Consider the following 15,811-nt stretch of genomic DNA (forward strand, 5'->3'; position numbering starts at 1 on the left):
ATTTATGATGCTACGAGTAGAAAAATTGCGTAAAAAAATGCAAGAAGAAAATTTAGATTCATTTTTGATCACTAGTCCATATAATCTTCGTTATTTGACTAATTTTACTGGTACGACAGGCTTAGCGGTCATCACATTAGAAAAAGCCTTTTTTATTACTGACTTTCGTTATACCGAGCAAGCAGCAGCTCAAGCTCAAGGATTTGAGATCATCAAAAATGTAGGACCGATTTTTGAAGAAGTAGCTGACTTAGTTCAAAAAGAAGGACTACGTGAACTTGGTTTTGAAGAAACAACTGTTTCCTTCTTAGAATATTCGGTATTAGAAGAGATCATTGATGCGCAACTGATTCCTATTTCGGGCATGATTGAAGAACTTCGAGAAATCAAAGACGAAGAAGAAATTGCGATTATTGAAAAAGCTTGTAGTATTGCAGATTTGGCATATGACCATATTCTCAAGATGATTCAACCGGGAATGACAGAGATCGAAGTTGCCAACCAATTAGATTTTTATATGCGTTCACTTGGAGCGTCAGGTGTTTCTTTTGAAACAATCGTTGCTAGTGGTTTACGCTCAGCTATGCCGCATGGAGTTGCTAGCAAAAAAATCATTGAACAAGGCGATTTGATCACAATAGATTTTGGATGCTACTATGAAGGTTATGTTTCTGATATGACACGAACATTTGCGATTGGTGACCCAGGAGAACAATTAAAAGAAATTTATCAAATCGTTCTTGAAGCCCAACTAGCAGTTCTGGAAGTAGCTAAACCAGGAGTTACCGGTAAGCAACTAGATGCTGTAGCTAGAGATTACATTACGAAACATGGTTATGGCGAAGCTTTTGGACACTCAACAGGACATGGAATTGGCTTAGAGATCCATGAAGGACCCAATGTTTCAGTTCGAGCTGAGAAACAATTTGTTCCAGGAAATATTATTACCGACGAACCAGGCATTTACTTACCAGGTATCGGTGGCGTTAGAATCGAAGATGATTTATTGATTACTTCTGATGGAAATCGCGTGTTGACGCATTCACCAAAAGAGTTGATTATTTTATGATGAGCGTAGCCTAAAGCATCATTCACTCAGACTTTGTTATAGAAAATCACTTGATTTAATGATACACTATAGAAGACAGCAAGCTTTGAAAACAAAGCGTAATTTGTTTGAGAAAAAGACTCTCAAATAGGCAAGTGAACAGTTTACCTTTATACGTTTCGAATGAAGAATAAGTGAAAGAACGGTTCATTCGTAGGCAACAATCTGTGTAGAGGCAAAAGGAGGAATAGATAAAATGGCAGAGGACAAAAATTTAGTTTTGAATGCGACTCAAGAGCTTGGTGAAATTGTCATTGCGCCAGAAGTCATTGAAGTGATTATTGGTATCGCTGCTTCAAAAGTAGAAGGCGTTTATGGGATGCGTGGAACATTTGCCAGCAACGTAACGGAATTATTAGGGCGTGCAGCGCATGGTAAAGGTGTCTATTTAGTAAATGATGAAGATGGGTTAAAAGTAGATCTTTATTGCTATTTAGAATATGGGGTTTCTGTTCCCAGAGTAGCGATGGAAATGCAAGAACGCGTGAATCAGCAAGTTCTTTTCATGACAGACATTGCTTTAGCAGAAGTCAATGTTCATGTGGTAGCAGTCGTACCGGAAAAACTAGAACAACCAGCAATTGAAGAACTTTTTGAAGACGAAGAGGAAGAAAATGAATAAAGAATTATCAAGACACGAAATTCGTGAAATGGCTTTACAAGCATTATTTCCATTAGATTTTAATGCTGATTTGACCAAAGAAGACGCAATTTTCCATGCAATTGAGTTGGATCACAAAGAAATGATCAATGAAGAGGAGTCAGAGTTTGTTCCTGTTTATTTAGATACATTGGTTGGCGGTGTGTGTGCGAAAAAAGGCGAATTAGACCAAACCATTGAGAAGCACCTCAAAGGAAACTGGCGCATCAATCGTATCTCTAAGATGGATTTGATCATCTTGCGTATCGCCATCTTTGAAATGAAGTACATTGAAGATGTACCATCCGCAGTCGCATTGAATGAAGCCATTGAATTAGCCAAAACTTTTAGTGATGATCAATCACGTAAGTTTGTCAACGGTGTATTATCTAATGTTTTAAAAGAGATTGAAGCTGGGGCATAGTCCCAGCTTTTTTCTATGAAAACAAGGAAACGGGTTCTAAAAGCTTGTTTATCTATGGTAGAATGAAAGCACAAAAAAATCTGGGAGTGATCGTATGGCAGAATTGATTAATGGAAAAGAACTAGCTGAAAAAATGCAAGCAGAGATTGCGATAAAAGTGAGCGAATTAAAAACAAAATCGATCTCCCCCGGATTGGTCGTTTTATTAGTAGGAGAAAATCCAGCCAGTCAGGTTTATGTACGTAATAAAGAACGTTCCGCAAAATCAATCGGGATCCATTCAAAAGTTGAACGTTACCCAAGCACGATCTCTGAAGAAACGTTGTTAGCTGAAATCGAAAAATATAATCAAGACCCAAATTTTCACGGGATTCTTGTTCAGTTGCCATTGCCAAAACACATTGATGAAGAAAAAGTCTTATTAGCAATTGATCCTAAAAAAGATGTAGATGGTTTTCATCCAATGAATTTAGGACGATTATTAGCTGGTAACCCCGATAAGATTCCTTGTACGCCATATGGCATCATGAAAATGTTCGCAGCTTATGATATCAATTTGGCAGGGAAGCGGGCGCTGGTGATCGGACGTAGCAATATTGTAGGGAAACCAATGGCACAATTATTATTGATGGCAGATGCTACAGTAACGATTGCTCATTCAAAAACGGCTAACCTTGCTGAACTTGCAAAAGAAGCTGATATTTTAGTCGTAGCGATTGGGCGAGGCCATTTTGTTACTAAGGAATTTATCAAACCAGGCGCAGTGGTGATCGATGTTGGTATGAATCGTGATGAGCATGGGAAATTGATCGGTGATGTAAAATTTGATGAAGTAGAACCTTTAGCAAGCTATATCACTCCAGTGCCTAAAGGAGTAGGACCTATGACGATTACGATGCTGATGTATCAAACCGTGCTGGCTGCTGAAGCAGGTGAGTAGATGACACAAGAATATTTAACAGTAACCACATTAACCAAGTATTTAAAAAGGAAATTTGATGTAGACCCTTATCTTGAAAGGGTCTATTTAACAGGTGAAATCTCGAATTTTCGTTTGAGAGCAAATGCACATCAATATTTTAGTTTAAAAGATGACCATGCGAAAATCTCAGCAATCATGTTCAAAGGTGCATTTCAAAAATTACGTTTTCAACCTAAAGAAGGGATGAAAGTATTAGTTGTCGGACGGATTTCTCTTTATGAAGCTTCTGGTTCTTATCAGATTTACGTTGAACACATGGAACCTGATGGTGTAGGAGCGCTATATCAAGAATTAGAAGAACGAAAAGAAAAATTGCGAAAAGAAGGTCTTTTTAAGCCGGAACATAAGCAAGCTCTTCCACGTTTTCCAAAAAGAATTGCAGTTTTGACCAGTCCAAGCGGTGCAGTTATCCGAGATATCATCACAACTGTCAAAAGACGTTACCCCATCGCCCAACTCGTCCTATTCCCAACGGTGGTGCAAGGAAATCAAGCAGCTGACAATATCGTTGAAAATATCCGTCGTGTTGAAGAACTGGGAGATTTCGACACGATGATCATTGGACGTGGCGGCGGATCGATTGAAGACTTGTGGCCATTTAATGAAGAAAGAGTAGCACGTGCCATTTTTGAGGCACGAACACCTGTGATTTCTTCAGTTGGACATGAGACGGATACTACTATTGCTGATTTAGCAGCAGATGTACGAGCAGCCACACCGACGGCGGCAGCTGAATTAGCTGTTCCTGTTTTATCTGAAGTATTATTGAAGCTGAAAGAACGGCAAGCAAGGCTTGAACAGGCCTTTTTGCGTCAAATTCAACGCAAACAAGAACGTTTTGAACGAGCAAAACAATCATATGTTTTCCGTCAACCGGAACGTCTGTATGAAGGACAAACAATTAAGCTTGATCAGTTCAAACAGCGCTTGTTCCAAGCGACACAACAAATTTATCATTTGAAAGAAAAACAAACGGTTCGTTTGAACCATCAGTTGGCACAAGTTGCACCGACTTATCGAGTGAAATCTGCCAAGCAAGAAACAGACTACTTAGAGAAGCGGTTAGCTGAAAAAATGGAACAATATATGCAGAGCCAGCAGCAACGTTTCCAACAAGCGATTCAATCATTAGATTTGCTTAGTCCGTTAAAAATCATGGGGCGAGGATACAATTACACAACAATCGAAGGTCGTGTCGTGAAAAGTGTGACAGAAATGAAGCCTGAGGATACGATCACGATCCATTACCAAGACGGACAAGTGAATGCTACGGTACAAGAAGTAGAAGAAGGAGAATGATCAATATGGAAAATCCGACATTTGAGGAATCATTACAAGAATTAGAAAAAATTGTCATGGAATTAGAACAAGGTGATGTACCTTTAGAATCTGCTTTAGATGCTTTTAAACGAGGAATGGAATTAAGTAAGCATTGCCAAGATACTTTAACTAAAGCTGAAAAAACCTTGACGAAAATGATGTCAGAGGCAAATGAAGAAGTTACTTTTGAAGGAAATGAGGAAGCATAATGAAGTTGGCTGATTTTTCAACGATCCATCTATCTTCTGTAGAAGAAGAAATTGTTTCTTTTCTAAATGACTACACTTCTGATGAACAGTTGAAAGAAAGTATGCTTTATTCCGTTCGCGCTGGAGGCAAACGGATTCGTCCTTTGCTTTTACTTAGTACAGTAGCTGCGTTTGGCGAATCGATCAATACAACAACTTATCAAGTAGCAGCTGCTTTGGAAATGATCCACACGTATTCGTTGATTCACGATGATCTTCCGGCAATGGACAATGATGATCTACGCCGCGGAAAACCAACAAACCATAAAGTCTACGGGGAAGCACTGGCTATTTTAGCAGGAGATGGGTTATTGACAGGTGCCTTTCAACTCATCAGTATGGCTCATTTAGCGAACTCACCAAAACTTTTACTGCTGCAACAATTAGCAATCAATGCTGGTACCCAAGGGATGGTTGCTGGTCAAGCAGCGGATATCGAGGGAGAAACAAAACAATTAACATTAGAGGAATTAATGTTTATCCACGAAAGAAAAACTGGTCGCTTGATGCACTACGCTTTATTAGCGGGAGGAGTATTAGCAAACCAACCGGAGGAAGTTTTAGCTAGCCTACAAAAATTAGCCAGTCATCTAGGCCTTGCTTTTCAAATTCGTGATGATCTGCTCGATGTGGTTAGCACGACTGAAGTATTAGGTAAAACAGCTGGTAAAGATGCTAAAATGGAAAAAACGACTTATCCAGGTTTATTAGGTATCGAAGAAACAAAAAGCGCACTTGAAAATGAGATTGATGCGGCGAATCGAATGATTGATCAGTTAGAACAAACGGTATGTTCATTCGATGGACAACTTTTACGTCAATTAGTTCAGCAATTCAGTGTATAGAAATGGAGAAAAAAATGGAAAAAGAACGCGTAGACGTTTTAGCAGTCAAGCAAGGCTTGTTTGAAACGAGAGAGCAAGCCAAACGTTCAGTTATGGCTGGTTTGATCTATAACGAAAAAAATGAACGTTTCGATAAGCCAGGGGAAAAAATCCCTGTAAGTAGTGAATTACAGATCAAAGGCAAAAAATTACCTTATGTTTCTCGTGGAGGATTGAAATTAGAAAAGGCGCTAAAGGTCTTTGATTTATCTGTAGAAGGTAAAATATTATTGGATATTGGAGCATCAACGGGTGGTTTTACCGATGCGGCTTTACAAAATGGTGCAAAAATGAGTTATGCTCTGGATGTTGGGTATAATCAATTAGCTTGGAAAATCAGACAAGATGAACGAGTTGTAGTAATGGAAAGAGCGAATTTTCGTTATGCCAAACCAGAAGATTTTCAAGAAGGAACCCCAGAGATTGCCGTCATCGATGTATCATTCATTTCTTTACGTTTGATGTTAGTGCCATTACACGAAATTTTAGTTGACGGTGGCGAAGTGATTGCTTTGATCAAACCACAATTTGAAGCGGGGAAAGAAGCAGTTGGCAAGAATGGGATCGTTCGTGACCCTCAAACGCATGTACAAGTGATTGAGGATATTTTACACTTTGCTGCGATGCATGGGTATGATGTATTAGATTTAAGTTATTCACCAATAACCGGTGGAGAGGGGAACATTGAATTTTTAGCCCATTTGAAAAAAGTTTCTGATCAAGGAACGTTATCTCCAGATGTGGCACCTGAAAAGATCGTCCAAGAAGCCCACAACCAGTTTAACCACAAATAATGACGGGCAAGCAATAAAGAAGACAGCGGATTCTTCTTTATTAAGCGTTTGAAATAAGCTATCATAGTAAGGAAGAATACGTAAAGGAGCGAAGAACGTATGCGAAAAAAAGATCGGCATCGTTTGATTACCCGGCTACTAAATGAAAATGATATCAGAAAACAAGAAGAATTTGTGGAGATCCTGAAAAACAAAGGGATTTCAGTGACGCAGGCAACGATTTCCAGAGATATCAAAGAACTCAAACTCATCAAAGTTCCTGCAGCTGATGGAGGTTATCGCTATAGTCTTCCTGCAGAAACTACTGAAGACGTTAGTACGAAATTAGAAAAGTTATTGAAAGATGCATTTGTGGCTGTTGATCAAATGGAAAAATTCGTCATTTTAAAAACTTTACCAGGCAACGCTTCTGCTGCGGCTAATTTAATTGATAAACGATATAAAAAAGAATTGTTTTCCATCATTAATGATGACGATAATGTGTTGATGATCACACGAACAGAAGAAGATGCAGTTGCATTGAAAATGGATTTTTTACATTACCTTTGAGTTGAGGAGTGATTGCCTTGTTACAAGAGATCAGTATTACTAATTTTGCGATTATTCCGGAATTGCATTTGTCTTTCCATAAAGGAATGACAGCTCTAACTGGAGAGACCGGGGCAGGTAAATCGATTATCATTGATGCCCTTGGATTACTGGCTGGTGGTAGAGGCTCCAGTGATTATATTCGCCAAGGAGCCGATAAGTGTATCTTAGAAGGGTTGTTTGAATGGCCAAGTCAAGAAGGATTTACTGAATTGATGGAAGAACTTGGCATCGAATCAGATGGTGATAACTTGATTGTTCGTCGTGATATGGCATTAACGGGTAAAAATGTCTGCCGAGTCAATGGACATATTGTTACGCTGGCAAACCTTAGAAGGATCGGAAGTTATCTAGTTGATATTCAAGGACAAAATGAACACCAGGAGCTATTACAACCAGAAGCCCATTTAAATTTATTGGATCGTTTTGGTGATCGTACTTTTCAACAACAAAAGAAAAAATATCAAAAAGAGTATGCTATCTATCGTGAGCTCGAACGAAAAATGCGGAAAGTCCAACAAAATGAAAAATCATTTGTTCAACGGATCGACATGCTTCATTTTCAACAAGAAGAAATCGCAGCAGCTGATTTACAAGTTGGCGAAGAGGAACAGTTAAGCGAGGAAAGAGAAAAATTAAGCAATTATCAAAAGATCGTGGATAGTTTTGCTAGTGGTTATAGTGCATTGAGTGCGGGAGAACCCAGTAGTGTGGATAACGTTGGTTTAGCTGTTTCTGAACTACAAAGCATTGCTCATCTAGATAATGAATATGAAGCAATCGTTGAGAATGTTCAAAGTGCTTATTATTTACTTCAAGATGCCATTGGTGACATGAGTCGCCAAATCGATCTGCTGGAATTGGATGAAAACCGATTAGAAGAAGTCAATCAACGGCTTGAATTGATTCGTCAGTTGAAACGCAAATATGGGGAGTCAGTGGAAGCAATCCTTGATTATTACGAAGAAATCACTAAAGAACTGGATTCTTCTGATTTCTCAGAAGGTCAACTAGAAAAAATGCAACTGGAATTAACTAAAAAAGAAACGTTCTTGCAAGAACAAGCATTAGCACTGCATAAAACAAGAAAAAAAATCGCTAAAGAACTAGAAAAATCAATCTTAACGGAATTAAAAAGTCTATATATGGAAAACACGGAGTTTGAAGTCCGTTTTTCATCTGAAAAAAATGGACAATTAGATGCTAATGGATTGGACCAAGTGGAATTTTACATAACCACAAATCCTGGAGAACCATTGAAGCCATTAGTAAAAGTTGCCTCAGGTGGGGAACTATCACGTATGTTGTTGGCGTTAAAAACTATTTTTTCTTCAGAACAAGGTGTGACTAGTATCATTTTTGATGAAGTGGATACAGGAGTAAGCGGTCGAGTTGCCCAAGCGATTGCAGATAAGATCTCACAGATCTCATGTCACTCACAAGTTTTGTGTATCACCCATCTACCGCAAGTCGCTGCAGTTGCCGATTTTCAATACTATATTCAAAAAGAAGTCATTGATGGGCGTACCCAAACATCGGTTACCGAACTACAACCCACACAACGAGAGACCGAAATTGCCCGAATGTTAGCAGGAAGTGAAATTACCCCACTAACAGTCGAGCATGCCAAAGAATTATTACGCTTAGCAAGTAAATAGAAAAATAGGTAGAAGCCTGAGCAGTCTAAGAGAAGAGGATATCTTAGAATGAACAGTTATTTGACTCAGAGATGCTACTTGTATGGCAGCAACTAAAACGACACTTGGCTTTCTTATAAAAAACGAACCATTAGCAAGCGAACATTCTTTCCTAGCAAGGTAAAAAACAAGTCCCGCACTTCTTTTTGGGAAGTGCGGGACTTGTTGGTTTTTAAGCCATTCTTACATGACACTCATAACTGCAGTCAAGACAACTGAACCAATCGTTAAGATCAACATGGTCCAAACAACGAATTTAGTGATTTTTGAAAAAGTACTTGTTTGTTTATTCTCGCGCATAATTTTTACCTCGAAATTTTTTAGTTGTCTTTAGTTTAACTCCTTTTACTTTTCTTCACAAGGGGACGGTTACAAAAACTTTCCCTTTTTTAAATAATAAGCAGTAGCAATACTGATAAAAATCATCAGTAGAATAATCCATAAAAACGCATCGTCCCTTCCTGCAATAGGAAGCTTGATATTCATTCCATATAGACTACCAATGATGGTCGGGATCGTTAAGATGATCGTTAGAGAAGTTAAAATTTTCATAATATTGTTTAGATTATTAGAAACAATTGCTGAAAAGGTTTGATTCATTTGTTCAACTAGTTTTAATTGAATTCGAGCGGTAGTGCGTGATTGTTCTGTTTCAATAATCACATCATGGAGATGATTTTTTAAAGCGTGGTTTTCTTGAATCGTTTTGTTTTTTACTAAGGTTTTTAAAGTGGTCAGGTTAGCCGTTGTTGCTTCTTTGAAATAAACCAAGCTTTTTTGGATATCCATGATTTGATACAGTTGACTATTTTCTGTTGAGACACGCAATTGTTTTTCCAAGACATCGCATTGTGATTGTAAGGTGCTGAGATAAGTATTGTAGGAAAAAGTAATTTGCCACAATAATTGCATGAAGATATTTAAGTTGGCTGGTAAATCATTTTCAGTAAAAGCTTGACTAAATACTTTTTTCAAAAAGAGTGGTTCATGATTCGTAATTGTGATAAGCTTTTTTTTAGGTGTCACAATAATAGAAAAAGGGTAAGTATCTACTTGAAAATAGCCGCTTGGGCTTGTTTTTGGAAACGGGTATTGCAATAATAATAACGCTGGTTTTGTTAATTTAGTCTGATTAAATTCTTCTTCTCGTGAATTTTCAGCATCGTCTAAAATAGAAGTAATGTAATCAGACGGAATTTGAAATTGGTGTGTGATTTGCTGGATTTCATCTTCACTTGGACGTTCGACGCAATACCAAATCGTATCTGCTGTTTCTTTTTGAGTATTGACCAATTGTCGATCCTCGATAGAAAAATACTTGATCATTTTTGAACCTCCTAATACGCTCTTTCATCTATTATAACGAATATCAGAATAGAACACAGTGAAAGAGCTTGGAAAATGGGATTGGCTAGGAACAGGAAAAAGGTAGTATTAAAGGAGTGGACTCATACAATTTGGATTAGATCTTTATCTAAGAAGTAAAAATAGTAGAAAACTTTATAAATTTAAAATAAATGAAATAGTTGTGTAAAATACATCAGGTATACTTGAACCAACTATGAAAGGGAGTTTTGTTAGATGGGCACTTTTACGCCACTTGTTTTATTTTGGTATATCTTTCCAGCCATCGTGTTGTTTGGCTGTAATTTTTTAGTGAAAATTTTTTCATTAGATCGTCGTTTTAAAATCAAAGCGCCTGATCTTGCCGTTCCTTTTTTATGGGGAGGGATGCATGCATTGTCACGCAATTCTGCGACAGTTTCCTTCCTGCCTTTCTTTATGATTTCACTTTTGTTGATGGCGATTTGTATCGCTGTATTCCAGGCGTATTACTATGATGAAATTATCTATTCACGTTATCTTAAAATGACTTGGCGTTTAGCTTTCTTGTTAACAAGTGGTTTTTATGTCGTTTTAATCGTCTTAAATCTTCTCTCGTATCTTTGATAAAAAGCCAATCAAGCTGTAAAAAGTCTTTAAAAAGACTTTTTACAGCTTGATTCTTAAAATTTTTTTTACTAATAAAAAAGTTATTCTCTGATTTCCTATAAAAGGTGGTAGAAAGTGGGGGATTGTGGTAGACTAATTTTAGTTAGTGGAGAGATGGGGGTAGTTTCAATGTTCATGGGCGAATTTCGGCATAATATTGATACAAAAGGTCGTATGATCGTACCTTCAAAACTTCGTGAAGAGTTAGGTGAACAATTCGTTCTCACGCGTGGATTAGATGGCTGTCTTTTTGGCTATCCAATGAAAGAGTGGGCGAATTTAGAAACAAAACTGAACGACATGCCTTTAGCGAAAAAAGATGCTCGAACTTTTGTGCGTTTTTTTTACTCGGCGGCCACTGAATGTGAATTAGATAAACAAGGACGGATCAACATTCCCAGTACATTAAGAAACTACGCTGCTTTAACGAAAGAATGTGTTGTCATTGGTGTATCCAATCGAATCGAGATTTGGGATGAGGCACGATGGCAAGAATTTTCTGAAGTGGCAGCAGAAAACTTTGATGAAATTGCTGAAAATATGATTGATTTTGGACTATAAGAATAGGAAGAGGCTGACTAATGACTGAGACATTTCAACACTATACAGTCATGTTGAAAGAAACGGTAGATGGCTTGAACATCAAACCAGATGGCATTTATGTAGACTGTACACTAGGCGGTGCCGGACATAGTGAATATCTTTTGAGCCAATTAAATACAAACGGGCACCTTTATGCATTCGATCAGGATCAAAAAGCCATTGATCATGCAAAAGTACGGTTAGCCCCATACATTGAAAAAGGTATGGTTACTTTTATCAAAGCGAATTTTCGTGAATTAGAAGCAAAGATAAAAGAGCATGTTCCTCAAGTCGATGGTATTTTGTATGATTTAGGCGTATCTTCTCCACAATTAGATGAAGCTGAAAGAGGTTTTAGTTATCATCAGGATGCTCCTTTGGATATGCGTATGGATCAATCAGCACCTCTGTCAGCGTATGACGTTGTTAATGAGTATTCCTATAATGAATTAGTAAAAATCTTCTTTCGTTATGGCGAAGAAAAATTTTCTAAACAAATTGCTCGAGAAATTGAACGAGTAAGAAAAATCCATCCGATCCAAACAACTGGTGAATTAGTAGAAATCATTAAAGATGTGATTCCTGCACCAGCAAGAAGAAAAGGTGGACACCCAGCTAAACGAATTTTCCAAGCAATAAGAATTGCAGTAAATGATGAATTAGGTGCAGAAGAAGCTTCATTAGAACAGGCGATTCGGCTATTAAAAATCAATGGAAGAATCAGTGTAATCACCTTCCATTCATTAGAAGATCGGATTGTCAAAAGTATGTTCAAAGAATACAGTACCGTTCAAGATTTACCACCCGGATTACCGGTTGTTCCTGAAGAATTTCAGCCAGAGCTGAAGTTGGTTAATCGAAAACCGATTCTTCCATCAGAAGAAGAACTAAGTGAAAATAATCGATCACGTAGTGCAAAATTACGGATTGCTGAAAAAATACGAGTGAAAGAGGAGTAGCGTAATGGCAGAATTAAAAAAAGTCCAAGAATATCCATATGATTTACCAGAAGTGGTTGATCAACCAGAACAACAATTGCCAGATTCAAATCAAGAAATCGTACGCCCTCAATCACCGGCTAAACGCCTAAAACATATTTCTGTTTTAGAAAAATTAGCAGTAGTAAGTATTATTTTTTCAGTGATCGCACTATGTGTCTTAACAGTCATGTTACGAACAAATATTAGTGGTGTCGAAAAAGCAATCACAACGATTCAAACAGAGATCACTCAAAAAAACCAAGAAAAAACTAGTTTAGTACAGGAAAAAAATGAATTATCACGTACTGAACGAATCAAAAAAATCGCAGAAGAAAAAGGGTTGTCAATCAATGACGACAATTTAAGGAAAGTGAAGTAAATGAGTCTTAAAAATAAATTCCGGCGGTTTATGGAAAAGAAAAATCTAAATCCGACGAACAATCGCAAAAAAGTAGGTATCATTTTATTTGCTACGAGTATTGGATTGTTCTTTTTATTTGCCGTTCGTTTTTCTTATATCGTGATCGGTGGTCACGTGGCAGGAACCTCTTTGGCAGAAAAGACCGAACAACTTTACAAAGGGAGCGAGGTCGTAAAAGCAAAACGTGGAACGATCTATGATCGGAATGGGGTCGCTTTGGCAGAAGATGCCACTTCTTACTCAATCAAAGCAATCCTTTCAAAAACTTATACTTCTGGTGACAAAAAATTGTATGCCGAAGAAAAGAACTTTGACAAAATCGCCGAAATACTAAATAAAAATCTCTCTATAGAAAAGAACGATGCCTTACAAATCTTAAAAGATGGCGCCAAAAATAATCTATATCAAGTTGAATTTGGTTCTTATGGAAAAAATATCAGTCAAGAGACCAAACAGAATATAGAAGACGATATGAAGAAAGCAGGAGTAGTCGGTCTGTATTTTGAAGATCATCCCGCACGGATGTATCCTAACGGCGAATTTGCTTCCCACTTTATCGGCTATGCTGTTCCAGATAAAAATGAAAATGGCTTAGTTGGAAAGCTCGGACTAGAAGCTGCTTATAATGATATTTTAAGTGGTAAAAATGGGAAGATCGTTTACCAAAAAGACAACTACCAAAATCCTCTACCAGGAACAGTGGCAGAAGAAGTGAAAGCAGTTGACGGACAAGATATCTATACGACGTTGGATAGTCGTTTACAAAGTTATCTTGAAACGCTTATGGATCAAGTGAATGAAGAATACCAGCCAGAAGAATTAACAGCCATGTTGATGAAAGCGAAAACTGGAGAAATTCTAGCAATGGGTCAACGACCTACTTTTAATCCTGAAACAATGGAAGGCTTAACCGGCAAGGATGCTGTTTGGCGTAATTTCTTAGTGCAAGATAGCTATGAGCCTGGTTCAACTATGAAAGTCTTCACGACTGCAGCAGCGATCCAAGAAGGGAAATTCAATGAGAATGAAACGTACCAATCTGGGAAAATAAAAGTTGCTGACGCGACGATCAACGACCACGATTTTGGAGCAAAAGGAGTTCTTACGATGCGACAAGCGTTATCTTGGTCAAGTAATGTTGGGATGGTAATGCTGGAGCAACGAATGGGCGGTACTTGGTACAACTACCTACAAAAATTAGGTTTTGGTCAAAGTACTCATTCAGGTCTAGATGATGAAGTAAATGGTGCTTTGCCAACGGAAAATATCGTTGACCGCGCAATGAGTTCTTATGGGCAAGCGATTGGTGTTACAAATTTCCAAATGATGAAAGCTTTCACTTCCGTCGCAAATAATGGGACGATGATCCAACCACGCTACATCAGTAAAGTTGTAGATCCTGCAACGAATGAAGAGCGTACAACGCAAACGGAAGTTTTAGGGCAACCATTTTCAAAAGAAACGACCGAAAAAGTACGAGAATATATGCGTGACGTAGTTGAAAGCGAAAATTATGGTAGTGCATATGGGGTATATAGTGTGCCGGGTTATAATGTTTCAGCTAAAACTGGTACGGCACAGATTGCTTCTGATAAAGGTGGGTACCAAACTGGTGATACAGCATACTTATATTCCATCGTAGAAATGGTTCCATCTGAAGATCCAGAGTATGTTTTATACATTACGATGAAACATCCTAAGACTTACGATCGAATGGCTTTAGCTAAAATCGCTAATCCATTGATGAAACGTGCGATGGACTTCCAAGAAAGTGAAGAAGAAAATTCACCAGAAGCAAAAACAGAAAAAATCACTGTAGCAGATTACCGTAATCTAAGTGCTGATGTTGCCGCAGCAGATGCACAGAAAAGTGGATTGCAACCTATCGTTGTAGGTGATGGGAAAAAAGTGAAGAAACAATCTACTGCAAATGGAGATCAATTGATTTCTGGCGAAAAACTGATCTTGTATACAGGCGGAGAAAAGTTAATGCCTGATGTCACCGATTGGTCCAAAGCAGATATTATGAAGTTAGGGAAAATCTTAGGGGTTGAAGTCACCTTCCATGGCGATGGTTACTGTAAGGAGCAAAGTTTAGCACCCTATGAAAAAATCACTGATAAAAAATTAAGTTTTACATTAGAAGAATAAGAATAGAATTGGGAGAGAAAAAGAGTATGGAGTGGACACAAGCATTGATTCCTATCGTTAGTAGTTGTGCAATGACTATTGCAGCAATGCCACTATTTATTGGGTATTTTCAAATGAAAAAACAAGGGCAGGCGATTCGTGAAGAAGGACCAAAATGGCATAATGTAAAAGCCGGAACTCCAACGATGGGTGGATTGGTGTTTTTAGTTGCAGCAATATTAACCGGAATTTGGGTTGGCGCTTGGCAAAATCAGTTGACGCCTACTCTTTTCATCCTACTATTTGTTTTAGCTTTATATGGTGTGATCGGATTTTTAGATGATTTCATTAAAATCTTTAAAAAACGAAACATGGGGCTAAATTCTAAACAAAAACTGCTAGGGCAGATCATTGGCGGGATCATTTTTTATCTTGTCTATCGTTCAGAAGGCTATCCTGGTACGTTAAATTTCTTTGGAATAGAGTTGCCACTTGGACTATTCTATGGGGTATTTGCTATTTTCTGGCTTGTTGGTTTTTCAAACGCGGTTAATCTGACAGATGGGATTGACGGATTAGTTGCTGGACTAGGAACGATCTCTTTTGCAACGTACGGGATCATTGCTTGGCATCAACAACAATATGATGTCTTAGTTATTTGTTTAAGTGTGCTTGGTGGGTTACTTGGCTTTTTTGCTTATAATCGTAAACCAGCCAAAATATTCATGGGCGATGTTGGTTCTCTGGCATTAGGTGGATTATTGGCAGCAATTTCTATTATGTTAAACCAAGAATGGACATTGTTATTAGTTGGTTTGATTTATGTTATGGAGACAGCAAGTGTGATGCTTCAAGTTACTTCTTTCAAATTAACAGGAAAACGTATCTTCAAAATGTCTCCTATCCATCATCATTTTGAAATGTGTGGTTGGTCGGAATGGAAGATCGACATCATTTTTTGGTTAGTAAGTATTGTAACTTCTTTAATAACACTATGGTTCATTTGGTAGGAGATGACAGG

At 37.9% G+C, this 15,811-nt stretch carries 18 protein-coding genes; 16 read left to right on the plus strand and 2 right to left on the minus strand.

All coding sequences use genetic code 11. The features are described from left to right. Window positions 1-4 precede the first annotated feature (4 nt). From IGK81_RS03445 to recN, 10 genes are all read left to right on the plus strand, one after another. A complete protein-coding gene (locus IGK81_RS03445) occupies window positions 5-1,069 on the plus strand; it encodes a M24 family metallopeptidase (RefSeq protein ID WP_010719797.1) in 1,065 nt (354 codons plus the stop codon). Between the two features lie 235 nt (window positions 1,070-1,304). After that, window positions 1,305-1,730, plus strand: a complete 426-nt coding sequence (locus tag IGK81_RS03450; RefSeq protein WP_010719796.1) for an Asp23/Gls24 family envelope stress response protein — start codon at window positions 1,305-1,307, stop codon at window positions 1,728-1,730. Next, window positions 1,723-2,172 (plus strand): transcription antitermination factor NusB, encoded by a 450-nt coding sequence (nusB, locus tag IGK81_RS03455; protein WP_010719795.1) that lies wholly within the window; start codon window positions 1,723-1,725, stop codon window positions 2,170-2,172. The genes IGK81_RS03450 and nusB overlap by 8 nt, the downstream gene beginning before the upstream one ends. Before the next feature lie 94 nt (window positions 2,173-2,266). Continuing rightward, on the plus strand, window positions 2,267-3,112 hold the full coding sequence (locus IGK81_RS03460; RefSeq protein ID WP_010738206.1) for a bifunctional methylenetetrahydrofolate dehydrogenase/methenyltetrahydrofolate cyclohydrolase: 846 nt from the start codon (window positions 2,267-2,269) through the stop codon (window positions 3,110-3,112). Beyond that, on the plus strand, window positions 3,113-4,453 hold the full coding sequence (gene xseA, locus IGK81_RS03465) for an exodeoxyribonuclease VII large subunit (protein WP_034698802.1): 1,341 nt from the start codon (window positions 3,113-3,115) through the stop codon (window positions 4,451-4,453). A gap of 5 nt (window positions 4,454-4,458) precedes the next feature. Continuing rightward, the gene (locus IGK81_RS03470; RefSeq protein WP_010719792.1) at window positions 4,459-4,683 is read left to right on the plus strand and encodes an exodeoxyribonuclease VII small subunit; all 225 of its coding nucleotides are present in this window, start codon (window positions 4,459-4,461) and stop codon (window positions 4,681-4,683) included. Further along, window positions 4,683-5,567: a polyprenyl synthetase family protein gene (locus tag IGK81_RS03475; RefSeq protein WP_010719791.1), complete on the plus strand. Its 885-nt coding sequence runs from the start codon at window positions 4,683-4,685 to the stop codon at window positions 5,565-5,567. The genes IGK81_RS03470 and IGK81_RS03475 overlap by 1 nt, the downstream gene beginning before the upstream one ends. A gap of 14 nt (window positions 5,568-5,581) precedes the next feature. After that, entirely contained in the window at window positions 5,582-6,400 is an 819-nt protein-coding gene (locus IGK81_RS03480; protein WP_010738204.1) for a TlyA family RNA methyltransferase, read from the plus strand. Between the two features lie 99 nt (window positions 6,401-6,499). Continuing rightward, entirely contained in the window at window positions 6,500-6,949 is a 450-nt protein-coding gene (argR, locus tag IGK81_RS03485; protein ID WP_010719789.1) for an arginine repressor, read from the plus strand. Between the two features lie 17 nt (window positions 6,950-6,966). After that, window positions 6,967-8,646 carry a DNA repair protein RecN gene (recN, locus tag IGK81_RS03490; protein ID WP_010719788.1) on the plus strand — a complete coding sequence of 560 codons (1,680 nt, stop codon included), beginning with the start codon at window positions 6,967-6,969 and terminating at the stop codon, window positions 8,644-8,646. 222 nt (window positions 8,647-8,868) lie between these two features. Here the strand turns inward: recN and IGK81_RS03495 are convergent, their stop codons facing one another. Together IGK81_RS03495 and IGK81_RS03500 are read right to left on the minus strand one after the other, a co-directional pair. Continuing rightward, a complete protein-coding gene (locus tag IGK81_RS03495; RefSeq protein WP_010719787.1) occupies window positions 8,869-8,985 on the minus strand; it encodes a DUF4044 domain-containing protein in 117 nt (38 codons plus the stop codon). Between the two features lie 69 nt (window positions 8,986-9,054). Beyond that, the gene (locus IGK81_RS03500) at window positions 9,055-10,011 is read right to left on the minus strand and encodes a magnesium transporter CorA family protein (RefSeq protein WP_010719786.1); all 957 of its coding nucleotides are present in this window, start codon (window positions 10,009-10,011) and stop codon (window positions 9,055-9,057) included. Between the two features lie 255 nt (window positions 10,012-10,266). Here IGK81_RS03500 and IGK81_RS03505 point away from each other — a divergent pair, with 255 nt between their 5' ends. The 6 genes from IGK81_RS03505 to mraY all read left to right on the plus strand — a co-directional run bounded on the left by IGK81_RS03505 (window position 10,267) and on the right by mraY (window position 15,800). Further along, complete coding sequence (locus IGK81_RS03505; protein ID WP_010719785.1) at window positions 10,267-10,635, plus strand: DUF3397 domain-containing protein; 369 nt, start codon at window positions 10,267-10,269, stop codon at window positions 10,633-10,635. 171 nt (window positions 10,636-10,806) lie between these two features. Further along, window positions 10,807-11,238, plus strand: coding sequence for a division/cell wall cluster transcriptional repressor MraZ (gene mraZ, locus IGK81_RS03510; RefSeq protein ID WP_014834189.1), 432 nt, complete (start codon window positions 10,807-10,809; stop codon window positions 11,236-11,238). A 20-nt stretch (window positions 11,239-11,258) separates the two neighbouring features. Further along, window positions 11,259-12,218, plus strand: a complete 960-nt coding sequence (rsmH, locus tag IGK81_RS03515) for a 16S rRNA (cytosine(1402)-N(4))-methyltransferase RsmH (RefSeq protein WP_034698806.1) — start codon at window positions 11,259-11,261, stop codon at window positions 12,216-12,218. A gap of 4 nt (window positions 12,219-12,222) precedes the next feature. Continuing rightward, window positions 12,223-12,618, plus strand: a complete 396-nt coding sequence (gene ftsL / locus IGK81_RS03520; RefSeq protein WP_010719782.1) for a cell division protein FtsL — start codon at window positions 12,223-12,225, stop codon at window positions 12,616-12,618. Next, window positions 12,619-14,811 (plus strand): penicillin-binding transpeptidase domain-containing protein, encoded by a 2,193-nt coding sequence (locus tag IGK81_RS03525; RefSeq protein ID WP_010719781.1) that lies wholly within the window; start codon window positions 12,619-12,621, stop codon window positions 14,809-14,811. Window positions 14,812-14,837: 26 nt separating this feature from the next. Further along, window positions 14,838-15,800, plus strand: a complete 963-nt coding sequence (mraY, locus tag IGK81_RS03530) for a phospho-N-acetylmuramoyl-pentapeptide-transferase (protein ID WP_010719780.1) — start codon at window positions 14,838-14,840, stop codon at window positions 15,798-15,800. Window positions 15,801-15,811 lie beyond the last annotated feature (11 nt).

The organism is Enterococcus sp. DIV0703 (assembly GCF_051711065.1).
Classification (GTDB): domain Bacteria; phylum Bacillota; class Bacilli; order Lactobacillales; family Enterococcaceae; genus Enterococcus_B; species Enterococcus_B hirae.

Bases quoted from the DNA above. Each gene is read 5' to 3' on its own strand.
- IGK81_RS03445 (WP_010719797.1), top strand. From the start codon at position 5: ATGATGCTACGAGTAGAAAAATTGCGTAAAAAAATGCAAGAAGAAAAT.
- IGK81_RS03450 (WP_010719796.1), top strand. From the start codon at position 1,305: ATGGCAGAGGACAAAAATTTAGTTTTGAATGCGACTCAAGAGCTTGGT.
- nusB (WP_010719795.1), top strand. From the start codon at position 1,723: ATGAATAAAGAATTATCAAGACACGAAATTCGTGAAATGGCTTTACAA.
- IGK81_RS03460 (WP_010738206.1), top strand. From the start codon at position 2,267: ATGGCAGAATTGATTAATGGAAAAGAACTAGCTGAAAAAATGCAAGCA.
- xseA (WP_034698802.1), top strand. From the start codon at position 3,113: ATGACACAAGAATATTTAACAGTAACCACATTAACCAAGTATTTAAAA.
- IGK81_RS03470 (WP_010719792.1), top strand. From the start codon at position 4,459: ATGGAAAATCCGACATTTGAGGAATCATTACAAGAATTAGAAAAAATT.
- IGK81_RS03475 (WP_010719791.1), top strand. From the start codon at position 4,683: ATGAAGTTGGCTGATTTTTCAACGATCCATCTATCTTCTGTAGAAGAA.
- IGK81_RS03480 (WP_010738204.1), top strand. From the start codon at position 5,582: ATGGAAAAAGAACGCGTAGACGTTTTAGCAGTCAAGCAAGGCTTGTTT.
- argR (WP_010719789.1), top strand. From the start codon at position 6,500: ATGCGAAAAAAAGATCGGCATCGTTTGATTACCCGGCTACTAAATGAA.
- IGK81_RS03495 (WP_010719787.1), bottom strand. From the start codon at position 8,985: ATGCGCGAGAATAAACAAACAAGTACTTTTTCAAAAATCACTAAATTC.
- IGK81_RS03500 (WP_010719786.1), bottom strand. From the start codon at position 10,011: ATGATCAAGTATTTTTCTATCGAGGATCGACAATTGGTCAATACTCAA.
- IGK81_RS03505 (WP_010719785.1), top strand. From the start codon at position 10,267: ATGGGCACTTTTACGCCACTTGTTTTATTTTGGTATATCTTTCCAGCC.
- mraZ (WP_014834189.1), top strand. From the start codon at position 10,807: ATGTTCATGGGCGAATTTCGGCATAATATTGATACAAAAGGTCGTATG.
- rsmH (WP_034698806.1), top strand. From the start codon at position 11,259: ATGACTGAGACATTTCAACACTATACAGTCATGTTGAAAGAAACGGTA.
- ftsL (WP_010719782.1), top strand. From the start codon at position 12,223: ATGGCAGAATTAAAAAAAGTCCAAGAATATCCATATGATTTACCAGAA.
- IGK81_RS03525 (WP_010719781.1), top strand. From the start codon at position 12,619: ATGAGTCTTAAAAATAAATTCCGGCGGTTTATGGAAAAGAAAAATCTA.
- mraY (WP_010719780.1), top strand. From the start codon at position 14,838: ATGGAGTGGACACAAGCATTGATTCCTATCGTTAGTAGTTGTGCAATG.